Here is a 12,019-nt window from a genome sequence, read left to right on the forward strand (position 1 = left end):
ACGGGGCGAGGTATCAGCTCTTGATGGCGCCGGTGAGCACGCCCTTGGTGAAGTACTTCTGCAGGAAGGGATAGACGAGCAGGATCGGCACGGTGGCGATCACCAGGACGGCCATCTGCGTCGTCTGCGGGGCGGAGACCTGGCCGGCCTCGCTCAGCCCGGTGTCGGCGATCTGGGAGCCGCCGATGACGTACGTACGCAGCACCTGCGACAGCGGCCAGTGGCCGGACTCCATGTAGATGGAGGCATGGAACCAGGCGTTCCAATAGCTCACGGCGTAGAAGAGGGAGACCACGGCGAGGGCCGCCTTGGACAGCGGGAGCACGATCCGCCACAGGATGTGCCAGTCACCGGCGCCGTCGAGCCGGGCGGCCTCGTACAACTCCTCGGGTATCCCCTGGAAGAAGCCGCGCAGCACGATCAGATTGAAGACGTTGATCAGCACGGGCGCGATCAGCGCGGCATACGTGTCCATCATCCCCATGCCTTTGACCAGCAGAAAGGCGGGGATCATGCCGGGCGGGAAGAGGAACGTGAACAGGATGAGCAGCAGCACGGGCCTGCCGCCGAAGACACCGGGGCGGGCCAGGGCGTACGCGAGGAATGTGGTGCACGCGAGCGAGAAGAGCGTGCCCACGACCGTGAGGCCGACGCTCACACCGAGCGCCTTGGTGACGATGCCGCCGTCGAGGATGGTCCGGTAGGCGCGCAGCGTCGGATCGCCCGGCCACAGCACCCAGCCGCCGTTCTCCACGACCTCCCGGTTGGAGGCGAGCGAGGTCGAGACGATGACGAGGAACGGCACGAGCACGAGCGCGAGAACGACCGCGACCGCGACGGCCTTGGCGGCCTTGGTGGCGAACCGCGGCTTCTCCATCCAGGCGGGCCTGGTGACGTGACCTGTACTCACTTGTAGACCCCCTGCTCGCCGAGCCGGTGGGCGATCCGGTTGGCGGTGAAGACGAGCGCCGCGCCGACGACGCCCTTGAACAGACCCGCGGCCGCCGCGTATCCGGTGTCGCCGCCGACGATCCCCTGCCAGAAGACGAACGTGTCGAGCACCTCGCCGACCTCCGGCCCGACCGACTGCCGCTGCAGCAGCATCTGTTCGAAGCCGACCGAGAGGATGTCGCCGAGCCGCATGATCAGCAGCAGGATGATGATGGGCCGGATGCTGGGCAGCGTGACGTGCCAGAAGCGCCGCCAGGGCCCGGCCCCGTCGATGGCGGAGGCCTCGTACAACTGCTCGTCGACCTGCATCAGCGCGGCGAGGAAGATGATCGTCCCCCACCCCGCGTCCTTCCAGATCACCTCCACGACGACGAGCGCCTTGTACGCGTCCGGGTTGCCGATGATGTCGACGGTGTGCAGCCCCGAGTCGCTCAGGAACGTGTTCAACAGGCCCGTGTCACTGAGCACTTGCTGGAAGAGCGCCACGACGACGACCCACGACAGGAAGTGCGGCAGATAGATCACGGACTGCGTGAAACGACGCAGCAGATCCGAGGTCAGACTGTGCAGGAGCAGCGCGAGGGCGAGCGGCGCGGGGAAGAAGAAGACCAGCTGCAGCACGGCGATGAACAGGGTGTTCCACGTGGCGTGCCAGAAGTCCGGATCGCCGAACATCCGCGAGAAGTTCTCCGTGCCCACCCAGGGGCTGGCCCAGAGGCCGTCGAAGGGGACGTACTCCTTGAAGGCCACCGCGTTGGCGACGAAGGCGCCGTAGTGGAAGACCAGGAAGTACGCGAGCCCGGGCGCCATGAGCAGCACGAGGAAACGGGTGCGCTGAAACCGCTTCCACGCCGTATCGCGCACCGATTTCCCGCTATCTGACCCGGTATCGCGCCTGCCGGGCGGCTTCACCGCCTCGGTTTCCGCCCGTTCCTTCGTCACCGTCGGCACGGCAACCCCTCCGTCGTCGGAATAAGGTGCCCGGAATCTAAAGCGGTTACTTCGCCCGGTCAACCCCCCTTGCCTGGCTGTCTCTTGACCACTCTCCCGGATTGGTCCTAGCCTCCAGACGCTGGTTGGTAACCGGTTACTACGAGGGACGGTCACGCGTGGCAGATCAGGCAGAGCGGGCGGATCGGCGAGAACGGGACGGTGACGGTCCGCCCATCGCGGCGCTCGCCATGGGGGCCGAGGTCGCGGAGCGCGTGTTCACGGCAGATCTACGCGAACGGCTCGCCCGTAGCGTGCAGTTGAGGTCGCGCCTTCTCTCCGGTCCCCTCGCCACGGCCGAGGCGGCGGGCGTCCTGTCCACGGCGGAAGTACTGGTCACGGGCTGGGGCTGCCCGCCCCTGACCCCGGAGATCCTGGCCTCCGCACCCGCCCTGCGGGCCGTCGTCCACGCGGCGGGCTCCGTCAAGCCGATGGTGACGGAGGCCGTGTGGGACCGCGGCATCATCGTCTCCTCGGCGGCGGACGCCAACGCGGACCCGGTGGTCGCCTTCACACTCGCCGCGATCACCTTCGCGGCGAAGGGGGCGCTGTCGACGGCGGCGGGGTACGCGTCCGGGTGGCCGCACTTCACCGAGCGCACCGGGGCGGACGCGCGCACCGTGGGCGTCATCGGCGCGTCCCGGATCGGCCGCCGGGTGATCGCGGCGCTGCGGGGGTCGGACGCGGGTTTCCGCGTCCTGCTCACGGATCCCTACGTGGGGCGCGCCGAGGCGGCGGAACTGGGCGTTGAGCTGGTGGACCTGCCCGCCCTGTGCGAGCGCAGCAGCATCGTCACGGTCCACGCGCCGCAACTCCCGGAGACCCGGGGCCTCCTGAACGCCGACATGCTGAAGCGCATCCCGGACGGCGGGGTCGTCATCAACACGGCGCGGGGGTCACTGGTCGACACGGAGGCGCTGGCGCGGGAGTGCGGGGTGGGGCGCTTGGACGCGTTCCTCGACGTCACGGATCCTGAGCCGCTGCCGGCGGACCACGTGCTTCTCCGCCTGCCCAATGTGCTGGTGACCCCGCATGTCGCGGGGGCGCAGGGGAGTGAGGTGCGGAGGCTGGGGGAGTACGCGGTCTCTGAGGTCGAACGCTATGTTGCCGGGGAGCGGCTTCGGGGCGTCCTCGTCCGGGAGGACTTGGCCCGCCTGGCCTGACCCGACCTGGCCCCTGGGCCTCGAGCACCTCCTTCTCCCTCTGCGCCGTCCTGCTCGGGTAGGAGCCCCAAGCCCGCCGCTCCGCGGCGGATGTTTCCCACCCACCCACCCGTTTGCCCCGCGACGTCCCGCGGGAGTAGGGGCGGGTGGGCGGGTGTGCCCTGTGACGTCCTGTGGGGGTAGGGGCGGGTGGGTGGGGATTGCCCCGCGACGGCCCGCAGGGGTAGGGGCGAGGCCCCCACCGGGCCGCAGCCGCTCGCGCTCGCGAGGGGACGTGGGGGTATGTGCGAACGGAGCACCGAGCGCGCTGTGGCGTCTTTGTTCGGGCGGCGTGGCGCAGGGATGGCGAGTACGCACATACCCCCGCGGCCCCGCCCCACAGACGAACAAATGGCGAACCCCGCCCAGGAACAGCGCCAGCGCTACGGCTTTGCGCCCCGCGCCTTCAGCAACGTCGACATCAGCGAGATCTCCGACTCCTGCGACTCCACCATCCCCCGAGCCAGCCTCCGCTCCGCGGAAACCTCGCACCGGTCCACACACCCCTGCGCCATATGCACCCCACCCTTGTGGTGCCGCGTCATCAGTTGCAGATACAGCACCTCCGCCTTCTTGCCGCTCAGCTTCCCCAGCCGTTCGAGCTCCGCCCCCGTAGCCATCCCGGGCATCAGCGCCCCGTCCTTGCCGGGCGGCATGTCCCCCATGCCCATCCACTCCATAGGAGCCCCGTCCGGAACCTTCGGCAGCTCCCACAGGTCGAGCCACCCGAGCAGCATCCCGCGCTGGTTGGCCTGGGTCTGCGCGATGTCGTAGGCGAGGCGCCGCACCTCCTCGTCGTCGGTGCGGTCCCGCACGATGTACGACATCTCCACGGCCTGCTGGTGATGGACGGCCATGTCCCGCGCGAATCCCGCGTCGGCCGACGAACTCGCGGGCGTACTCCCCGAGTCGGAGGAGCCCGTCGCGGCGACCGCCGCCGTGATGCCGCCCCCGGCGACCACCGCGGCGACGACGCCCCCGACGACCCAGTCGGTGCGCCGCCTCACTGCGCCATCCCGCTCGTGCACGCCGCCCCCGGCTCCGGCGTCTGCTTGCCCTGGACGTACTTGGAGAAGAACTCCTTGACCTTCGGGTCGTCAGCCCCCGAGACCGTCCGCTGGTGGGCCCACGCGGTCAGCATGACGGGGTCCTTCTGGTCCTCGACCGGGCTCATCAACGAGTACGGCGTGGCCTTGACCTTCGCCTCGAGCTTCTTCAGGTCGGCCGGCTTCGCCTTGTCGTTGTACGTGACCCAGACGGCACCGTGCTCGAGGGAGTGCACGGCGTTCACCTCCGGGATCTCCTTCTCGTAGACGTCGCCGTTGCAGTTCATCCACACCTGGTTGTGGTCCCCGCCGACGGGCGGCGTCATGGGGTAGTCGACCTTCTTCGCGACGTGCGTACGACCGAGTTTGCCCCAGACCTTCTCGCCGTCGGCGGAGACCTTGTACTTCGGCCAGCCCTTCGCGTCGTCCTTCGATCCGGAGTCGTCGGACGCGTTGTCGAAGAGGAAGAAGCCGCCCACGCCGAGCGCCGCGACGAGGACCGCGCCGACTGTGATCATCAGGGCCCGGCCCCGCCGGTCACGCGCACGGTCCGCCCGGCGCATCTCCTCTATCCGTGCCTTGCGGGAAGCATTGCTCGTGTTCTTGGCGGAACCCATGATGTGTCCTTCTGCGGAAAGAGCCGAACGGGACGACGTACGAGTCCGCTGATCGTAATGCGAGGAAGGGCCGGTACCACAGGGCGTCCGAGCGCAAAATTTGAGCCACAGATGCGCATTACCTACGCTCGGGGACATGCGGCTCATGCGATCCACCGACCTGGCGCTGCGCACCCTCATGCGCCTGGCCGTGGCGACCGGAGCGGCCCCCACGACACGCGAGGTGGCCGCCGACATGGCGGTGCCGTACACCCATGAGGCGAAGGTCGTCGCCGAGCTCCAGAAGATGGGTCTGCTGGTGGCCCGCAGGGGCAGGGGAGGCGGGCTCGCGCTGACGGAGGCGGGCCGCACGGCGTCGGTGGGCGCGCTGGTGCGGGCCTTCGAGGGCACGGGAGACGTGGTGGACTGCGAGGGCGGCGGCGCGCCGTGCCCGTTGAACGCGGCGTGCCGCCTGCGGGACGCGCTGCGCAGGGCGCAAGAGGCCTTCTACGCGTCGCTGGACGCGCTCACGGTGGCGGACATCGTGGCAGCCCCGACGGGCCCCCTGCTCCTGGGCATCACAACCCGCGACGCGACCCCCGAGACACTCCGCGACGACACCTGAGCCCCGCGTCCACTCAGCCCTCAGCCGTCACCTTCAGTCCTGCGCCGCCAGCCACAGATCAGGCCCGAACACCTCGTAGTGGATGTCCGCGGCGGCGACACCGCGCCCGATCAGCTGGGAACGTACCGTCCGCATGAACGGCAGCGGCCCGCACAGGTACGCGCGCGTGCCCGGCGCGACCGCGGGAAGCACGGCCAGATCGACGAGCCCCGTGAGCTCCGCGGGGTGCCCCGCCTCGGGCCGCTCGTAGAAGAAGTGCGCGGTGGCGTCCGGGAGTTTGCCGGTGTACGCCTCGTGGTCGGCGCGCAGCGCGTGCTCGGCGGGGGAGCGGTCGGCGTGCACGACGGTGACCGGCGCGCGGTGTCCGGTGGCGGCGAGCTGCTCCAGCATGGCGATCATCGGGGTGACGCCGATGCCGGCGGAGGCGAGCAGCAGCGGTACGTCGGCGTCGGTCTCGTCGAGGACGAGATCCCCGTACGGCGGGGAGACGCGCAGGACGTCCCCTGCGCGCACGCGCGCGTGCAGATGGTTCGAGACCTCACCTTCGGGCGTCCCGGCACCCCCCGTCACCCGCTTCACACTGATCTGCCACACTCCGGCCCCAGCCCCACACTCCGCCCCGCCTCCCGCCCCGCCCGACAAGCTGTACTGCCGTATCTGCCGTGCCCCGTCCCCGAGTTGCACCTGCACGGACACGTACTGCCCCGCGCGGAAGCCCGGCGCCGGCGCCCCGTCGGCGGGCCGCAGCCGGACGGTGGCGACATCGGCGGTCTCCTCGACGCGGTCCACCACCTCCCACTCGCGCCAGCCGCCGTCGCCCGCGGTGACGCCCTGCTCGGCGTAGAGCCGGGCCTCGATGGCGATGAGGGCATTGGCCATGAGCCAGTAGACGTCGTCCCAGGCGGCGGCGGTCTCGGGCGTGACCGCGTCGCCGAGCACCTCGACGATGGCGGCGAAGAGGTGCCGGTGCACCGTCTCGTACTGGCCTGGGGCCACGCCGAGCGAGGCGTGCTTGTGCGCGATGCGGTTCAGCATGACGTCGGGCCGCTCGTCGGGGTGCTCCACCAGGTGGACCGCGAAGGCGGCGATGGAGCCGGCCAGGGCCTGCCGCTGGGTGCCCGCGGCCTGGTTGCCGCGGTTGAAGAGGTCGCGCAGCAGCTCCGGATGGGCGTCGAAGAGCCGGTCGTAGAACCGTTCGGTGATCTCCCCGATGGCCGCTCCGACGACGGGCAGGGTGGCACGGACGGTCGCGGCCGACTGTTCTGACAGCAACGTGGGCTCCTCACGCCGATGGGCACCGCCGGGTGCCGATGGGCAGGACGCGGTACGGGAGGGTTGCGCCCCCCTTGTCTGTTTCGGAGCTCAAATTAACATCTAAGATGCAACTTATAGTCGCCGGGGGGCTGCGCCTGCCGCCGTTACGGCCGCGCCGTGGAGCAGGCACTATGGGCACAGAGCGGCAAGCGGCACGCAGCGGCGAAGCGGCCACCGGCGCGGTGCGGACACCGCGGCCCGGGGTCCGCAACGCGCGCGAAACCAAGGAGTGGGATGCTCGTGTGCCCGGTGTGCCCCGGGGCGCGAATGCAGGCGGCCTGACCAGCAAGGATGGGTGGAAGCGGAAGATGAACAAGCAGCAGGAATTCGTGCTCCGTACGTTGGAGGAGCGCGACATCCGGTTCGTGCGCCTGTGGTTCACGGACGTCCTCGGCTTCCTGAAGTCGGTGGCAGTGGCCCCGGCCGAGCTGGAACAGGCATTCGACGAGGGTATCGGCTTCGACGGTTCGGCCATCGAGGGCTTCGCCCGGGTGTACGAGTCGGACATGATCGCCAAGCCGGACCCCTCCACCTTCCAGGTGCTGCCCTGGCGCGCGGAGGCACCGGGCACGGCCCGCATGTTCTGCGACATCCTGATGCCGGACGGCTCCCCGTCCTTCGCGGACCCCCGCTACGTACTGAAGAGGGCCCTCGCCAAGACGTCCGACCTGGGCTTCACCTTCTACACCCACCCGGAGATCGAGTTCTTCCTCCTGAAGGACAAGCCGCTGGACGGCTCGCGGCCCACCCCCGCCGACAACTCCGGCTACTTCGACCACACCCCGCAGAACGTGGGCATGGACTTCCGCCGCCAGGCCATCACCATGCTGGAATCCATGGGCATCTCGGTGGAGTTCAGCCACCACGAGGGCGCCCCCGGCCAGCAGGAGATCGACCTCCGCTACGCCGACGCGCTTTCCACGGCCGACAACATCATGACGTTCCGCCTGGTCATGAAGCAGGTCGCACTCGAACAGGGCGTCCAGGCCACCTTTATGCCGAAACCGTTCTCCGAACACCCGGGCTCCGGCATGCACACGCACCTCTCCCTCTTCGAGGGTGACCGCAACGCGTTCTACGAGTCGGGTGCCGAGTACCAGCTCTCCAAGGTCGGCCGCTCCTTCATCGCGGGCCTGCTGCGGCACGCCGCGGAGATCTCTGCCGTCACCAACCAGTGGGTGAACTCCTACAAGCGCATCTGGGGCGGCTCCGAGCGCACCGCGGGCGCGGGCGGCGAGGCCCCCTCGTACATCTGCTGGGGCCACAACAACCGCTCGGCCCTGATCCGCGTCCCGATGTACAAGCCGGGCAAGACCGGCTCGGCACGCGTCGAGGTCCGCTCGATCGACTCCGGCGCCAACCCCTACCTCACCTACGCGGTACTGCTCGCCGCCGGCCTGAAGGGCATCGAGGAGGGCTACGAACTCCCGCCGGGCGCGGACGACGACGTATGGGCCCTGCGCGACGCGGAACGCCGCGCCCTGGGCATCGAGCCCCTCCCGCAGAACCTCGGCGAGGCCATCGCACTCATGGAGAAGTCCGAACTGGTCGCCGAGACCCTCGGCGAGCACGTCTACGACTTCTTCCTGCGCAACAAGAAGCAGGAATGGGAGGAGTACCGCAGCGAGGTCACCGCCTTCGAACTGCGGAAGAACCTGCCGGTGCTGTAGGCACAGGTCAGAGCGCTCTTTGCTCGCTTCACCGAGAGGGCCCACGGTCGCCGGCCGAGGGCCCTCTCGGCTGTCTGCCTGGGGCTGGCACTAGGAGAGTGTCAGGTCTGTCGCAATGGTTTCCCAGAGGGCGTCGAACCACTTCTGCGATTGGTCGACGAAAGCCGCGTCCCGCATGCCTGCCCGACGCTCGTAGGAGAAGAGGAGGGACGCAGCGCCGAAGGTGTCGTACATCTCCAGGGTCTGGCTATCCACCTCCTCCTCCCGCTTGGTGATCATGTAGTACGCCATCAGGGCCTCCGTCCCGTTGAGGAGGTACAGCTTCATGGACGGGGTGAAGGGCAGCGCGCGGAAAGTCACACGGACATCGATGCCGTGCGACGAGCGAAGCGCCAGCAGATTGTGACGCAGGACTTGCCCTTGGACGTTGCGCTGCTCGAGCCAGCGCTGGTGGACCAGATCGCCGTCGAGGATCTTCACAGATGTGTCTCTGGGGCTCTGCACAGAGATCGGGAACGCCAGGTTGATCTCTCGGGAGGGCAGCAGGATCCGCACGTCGATCGACCGGGGGCGGATGCGGCCCTCGTGGATCAGCCGCACCGGTTCACCCAGCGCCAGCATCAGCGTCTCCGCGGTCAGGCAGGCCGCGTCCAAGCGGACTTCAGGCGCCGAGAACGCCAGCGCGAGCCTCGGTGGCAGCCCGACCATCGTCGGCTGTGGCTCCTCCGCGAGGCGCAGGGTCGACGGTGTGGCGAACGAGGTATCCGATGGCGGCGGCGCCTCCCGGCTGGCTGTGCCCGCGCTGTCATCTCCCGCTGACAGTGTGGCGGGTGTGGGGAGATCGTTCGGGAGCTCAAAGGCGCTGCGGCGCTGATGCCTTCCGGACCGCAAGAATGTGTCGTCGGGCTCAATGCCCTCCAGCAGAGGGGTGGCCGCAACCGAGTCCCGGTCGGCCGCGAGCACTCTTTCCGCGTCATCCGTCGAAGACGCACGGCGGGCAGCGGCTCTGGCGCGCTCCAGAGTGTGCCAATGGTCCCTCCAGACCTGGAGTTCGGGGTCACGCCGGTCGGGTGGTTTCACCTCTTCTCCGTCGTCATAGGAGAACAGGGCGCGCACCAGCCACAGCAGCCGGTCCAGGGAGGCCGGGCCCCGCCGCCCGGCGAACACCTCGCTCACCGAACCCTTCGACATCGCATGCCGCTCGCCGCACACCTTCTTTCCGCGCACGAGGATGCGGTCGTAGGAGGGGGCTCCACGATCCCGCTTCAGCTCGGTGAACGCCGCAGCCAGCTCCTGCAGCGTCGCCGCGTAACTGCCTCCATCGTCCCCGCCATTGGCTGCCACGTCGTCCCCCCGGAGCGTGTTTGTGGGCAGCAGCGTAAACCCACCCGACCGGAACGGCACTGGACACAGCGAAACGACCCGGAACACGACGGTGATGTGTTCGGTAGGGGGCGGTCCTGATCGGGCTAGGACTCAGCTTGTTCGATTGGTGCAGGTCGGCGGCACGTTTGGGGTGATGCTGCTGGCATGACCCAGATGACACCGCCGCCGGCGCAGCCCGGCCGGAGCGGCTCTGAAACGGAGCCGCCGTTTCTGTCCCTGCACACCACCGTCGTTCTGCTCACCGCGCTCGTGCTCGGGCTGGTCGTCGGCGCCCTCGCCGCGCTGACGGATGTCCCCCTGGCGGGCGCTGTGCTTGCTGGGCTGACCGCGGCCGGCTCCACGGTGCCGGTGCTGCGCTCGCTGATTGGCCAGCCTCGTGAGCGCTCCGGCCCATGAGCCTGCGATGGCCACTGCGTTCGAGCCCCGCAAGCACCTGTAGGTGCTGTAGACGCTGCACGGTGCGGGCTTCCGTTCCCCGCGAGGGGCCCACGCTCACCGGCGCATGATCAGAGTGAGGACGGTCATCAGGCTCGCGCCGACGACCAGTGCCGCTCCCAGCTCCGCGTTGTGCAGAGCCGCGTAGGTGCCCAGTGCCCCCACCAGCAGCAGCACCAGGGCTCGCAAGCTCATTTCCTCGTGCACCGAGAACCTCCATGTCGATCGCTTCGTCGCGATGACTTCAGCAGGAACGGGAGGGTTCATGGGGCTTCCTGAACGGCAGCTTCGAAGTTGCGGTGACTTCGCAAGAAACGCCTGTTCACGGGAGGGGTTCACCTTAGAGTGGTGAAGCTTTGAACTCTGAAGGGGAGTGCGGTGCAGGGAATGAAGCGGGGGCAGTTGCCCGACCCGGCCCAGGTGTCGTCGCCGGCCGGACTCGCCGCCGCGGCCAAGGCGCTCGTCGCGGCGCTCGGGCTGAAGCAGAATCAGGTGGCTCAGCGCAGCGAGCTATCCGAGGGCACGATCTCGGGTCTGTTCAAGGGGCGGTCCTGCCCGCGCGAGGACACCTTCGAGAGGTTCATCACCGAGGGATGCCGTCAGCCGTGGAAGCCGTGGCACGAGGCGTGGATCCGGGCAAATTCGGAGCGTCGGCGGCCGTCGTCCAATGACCTCGTCACGGAGGTGGAGGAGCTGCGCGCACGGATCGAGGAGCTGGAAACGATCGTCGACGACCTGAGAAACGCGGCGCACGCGTCCGCACGGATTCCGCCGCAGACGGACGGCCTGGACGACTGGACCCAACGGTCGCGCCGCCAGCAAGGAGCTCAGTTCCTGGCTGCGGTCGGACCTGCCGACTTCCACATCATCTCAGGGCTGGCCGCCACGGTGGTGCACGTCACCGAGGTGGATGAGTTTCTGGGCAAGGTCAAGGAGCTGGCTCTGCGGGACATGGCGGAACTGTCCGTGTTCGTACTGACTCACTCGGGATCCTTCACGCCCGTCCTCGCGGACGAACACTGGGACACCGGTTACGAAGAGACGGCCGTCGACAAGTATGTGAGGCGCCTCAGGCACGAGGTCACCCGCCACCTCGGGGTCGTGGCGCCGGCGGCGGCAGAGCCCGCGGAACGCGTGTGGCCCGCGAAGGACCCGTGGGCGGAGGACCCATCGGCGGAGGGACGTCCGGACTCGGCGCCTCCGGCCGTGCTCCCGGCCATGGAGGGCCGCAGCGGCTGGATCAGCGACGAACCGCCGTTCTGAGGGACGGCGCCGGTCGAGCGGGGTGGGCCGGTGACTGGGGCCGGATACGTCTGCGGCCCCGTACCGGCCCCGCCCAGTGCCGGTCAGGCCTTCGCGACGATCGCGTCCCGCAGGGACGTCGTCGCCCGTACCCGGTACTCCTGGATCGCCCAGCCGTTGCCGTCCGGGTCCTTGAAGTACATGAAGGTGCCGCCGTCCTGCGGCGCGTGCTGGACCGGCTCGCTGATGTCCAGGCCGCGGGCCGTCAGCTCGGCGTGTGCGGCCTTCGCGTCGGCGACGCACAGCTGGAGGCCCTGGTAGGCGCCGGCGGCCGGCTTCGGGCCCGCCATCGTCTCCCAGAGCGCGTCGCCCGCCAGGGCGATGGAACAGCCCGAGCCCGGCGGGGTCAGCTGGACGATGCGCATGCCCGGCATGACCTCCGCGTCGATGTCGACGTGGAAGCCGAGCTTGTCGCGGTAGAACTCCATGGACCGGTCGATGTCGGTCACCGGCAGCGGGATCACTTCGAGTGTGTATTCCATGGGCCGCAGTACATCAGGGA

General features: G+C 69.0%; 12 protein-coding genes and 1 pseudogene. 5 read left to right on the top strand and 8 right to left on the bottom strand.

Annotation, left to right across the window (positions count from 1 at the left end; translation table 11 throughout):
* Nucleotides 1-13: 13 nt before the first annotated feature.
* Nucleotides 14-877 carry a carbohydrate ABC transporter permease gene (locus ACZ56E_RS18650; RefSeq protein ID WP_468601779.1) on the bottom strand — a complete coding sequence of 288 codons (864 nt, stop codon included), beginning with the start codon at nt 875-877 and terminating at the stop codon, nt 14-16.
* 29 nt (nt 878-906) lie between these two features.
* Complete coding sequence (locus tag ACZ56E_RS18655) at nt 907-1,761, bottom strand: ABC transporter permease (protein WP_468556710.1); 855 nt, start codon at nt 1,759-1,761, stop codon at nt 907-909.
* Between the two features lie 371 nt (nt 1,762-2,132).
* On the opposite strand from ACZ56E_RS18655, the gene ACZ56E_RS18660 reads away from it, so the two are divergent.
* The gene (locus tag ACZ56E_RS18660; protein WP_471215680.1) at nt 2,133-3,104 is read left to right on the top strand and encodes a hydroxyacid dehydrogenase; all 972 of its coding nucleotides are present in this window, start codon (nt 2,133-2,135) and stop codon (nt 3,102-3,104) included.
* A 422-nt stretch (nt 3,105-3,526) separates the two neighbouring features.
* On the opposite strand, the gene ACZ56E_RS18665 is transcribed toward ACZ56E_RS18660, so the two are convergent.
* Together ACZ56E_RS18665 and ACZ56E_RS18670 are read right to left on the bottom strand one after the other, a co-directional pair.
* A complete protein-coding gene (locus ACZ56E_RS18665; RefSeq protein ID WP_468600379.1) occupies nt 3,527-4,150 on the bottom strand; it encodes a DUF305 domain-containing protein in 624 nt (207 codons plus the stop codon).
* Nucleotides 4,147-4,806 carry a DUF3105 domain-containing protein gene (locus ACZ56E_RS18670; protein WP_471215370.1) on the bottom strand — a complete coding sequence of 220 codons (660 nt, stop codon included), beginning with the start codon at nt 4,804-4,806 and terminating at the stop codon, nt 4,147-4,149. The genes ACZ56E_RS18665 and ACZ56E_RS18670 overlap by 4 nt, the downstream gene beginning before the upstream one ends.
* Before the next feature lie 136 nt (nt 4,807-4,942).
* Between ACZ56E_RS18670 and ACZ56E_RS18675 the strand changes: the two genes are divergently transcribed.
* Complete coding sequence (locus ACZ56E_RS18675; RefSeq protein WP_471215372.1) at nt 4,943-5,410, top strand: RrF2 family transcriptional regulator; 468 nt, start codon at nt 4,943-4,945, stop codon at nt 5,408-5,410.
* Between the two features lie 33 nt (nt 5,411-5,443).
* Here the strand turns inward: ACZ56E_RS18675 and ACZ56E_RS18680 are convergent, their stop codons facing one another.
* Nucleotides 5,444-6,682: a globin domain-containing protein gene (locus tag ACZ56E_RS18680; RefSeq protein WP_471215374.1), complete on the bottom strand. Its 1,239-nt coding sequence runs from the start codon at nt 6,680-6,682 to the stop codon at nt 5,444-5,446.
* A 350-nt stretch (nt 6,683-7,032) separates the two neighbouring features.
* On the opposite strand from ACZ56E_RS18680, the gene ACZ56E_RS18685 reads away from it, so the two are divergent.
* Nucleotides 7,033-8,394: a glutamine synthetase family protein gene (locus ACZ56E_RS18685; RefSeq protein WP_055564891.1), complete on the top strand. Its 1,362-nt coding sequence runs from the start codon at nt 7,033-7,035 to the stop codon at nt 8,392-8,394.
* A 90-nt stretch (nt 8,395-8,484) separates the two neighbouring features.
* On the opposite strand, the pseudogene ACZ56E_RS18690 reads toward ACZ56E_RS18685, so the two are convergent.
* A pseudogene (locus tag ACZ56E_RS18690) lies at nt 8,485-9,120 on the bottom strand (GntR family transcriptional regulator); the annotation flags it as partial.
* A gap of 804 nt (nt 9,121-9,924) precedes the next feature.
* On the opposite strand from ACZ56E_RS18690, the gene ACZ56E_RS18695 reads away from it, so the two are divergent.
* Entirely contained in the window at nt 9,925-10,176 is a 252-nt protein-coding gene (locus tag ACZ56E_RS18695; protein WP_468600371.1) for a hypothetical protein, read from the top strand.
* Nucleotides 10,177-10,272: 96 nt separating this feature from the next.
* Here the strand turns inward: ACZ56E_RS18695 and ACZ56E_RS18700 are convergent, their stop codons facing one another.
* Nucleotides 10,273-10,410, bottom strand: a complete 138-nt coding sequence (locus tag ACZ56E_RS18700) for a hypothetical protein (RefSeq protein ID WP_471215376.1) — start codon at nt 10,408-10,410, stop codon at nt 10,273-10,275.
* Between the two features lie 192 nt (nt 10,411-10,602).
* Here ACZ56E_RS18700 and ACZ56E_RS18705 point away from each other — a divergent pair, with 192 nt between their 5' ends.
* Entirely contained in the window at nt 10,603-11,478 is an 876-nt protein-coding gene (locus tag ACZ56E_RS18705; protein WP_471215682.1) for a helix-turn-helix domain-containing protein, read from the top strand.
* A gap of 83 nt (nt 11,479-11,561) precedes the next feature.
* Here ACZ56E_RS18705 and ACZ56E_RS18710 read toward each other — a convergent pair whose 3' ends face one another.
* Nucleotides 11,562-11,999 carry a VOC family protein gene (locus ACZ56E_RS18710; protein WP_468600369.1) on the bottom strand — a complete coding sequence of 146 codons (438 nt, stop codon included), beginning with the start codon at nt 11,997-11,999 and terminating at the stop codon, nt 11,562-11,564.
* Nucleotides 12,000-12,019: the final 20 nt, after the last annotated feature.

It is taken from the genome of Streptomyces sp. NPDC039480 (genome assembly GCF_055597165.1).

Bases quoted from the DNA above. Each gene is read 5' to 3' on its own strand.
- ACZ56E_RS18650 (WP_468601779.1), bottom strand. From the start codon at position 877: ATGGAGAAGCCGCGGTTCGCCACCAAGGCCGCCAAGGCCGTCGCGGTC.
- ACZ56E_RS18655 (WP_468556710.1), bottom strand. From the start codon at position 1,761: ATGGCGCCCGGGCTCGCGTACTTCCTGGTCTTCCACTACGGCGCCTTC.
- ACZ56E_RS18660 (WP_471215680.1), top strand. From the start codon at position 2,133: ATGGGGGCCGAGGTCGCGGAGCGCGTGTTCACGGCAGATCTACGCGAA.
- ACZ56E_RS18670 (WP_471215370.1), bottom strand. From the start codon at position 4,806: ATGGGTTCCGCCAAGAACACGAGCAATGCTTCCCGCAAGGCACGGATA.
- ACZ56E_RS18675 (WP_471215372.1), top strand. From the start codon at position 4,943: ATGCGGCTCATGCGATCCACCGACCTGGCGCTGCGCACCCTCATGCGC.
- ACZ56E_RS18685 (WP_055564891.1), top strand. From the start codon at position 7,033: ATGAACAAGCAGCAGGAATTCGTGCTCCGTACGTTGGAGGAGCGCGAC.
- ACZ56E_RS18695 (WP_468600371.1), top strand. From the start codon at position 9,925: ATGACCCAGATGACACCGCCGCCGGCGCAGCCCGGCCGGAGCGGCTCT.
- ACZ56E_RS18700 (WP_471215376.1), bottom strand. From the start codon at position 10,410: ATGAGCTTGCGAGCCCTGGTGCTGCTGCTGGTGGGGGCACTGGGCACC.
- ACZ56E_RS18705 (WP_471215682.1), top strand. From the start codon at position 10,603: ATGAAGCGGGGGCAGTTGCCCGACCCGGCCCAGGTGTCGTCGCCGGCC.
- ACZ56E_RS18710 (WP_468600369.1), bottom strand. From the start codon at position 11,999: ATGGAATACACACTCGAAGTGATCCCGCTGCCGGTGACCGACATCGAC.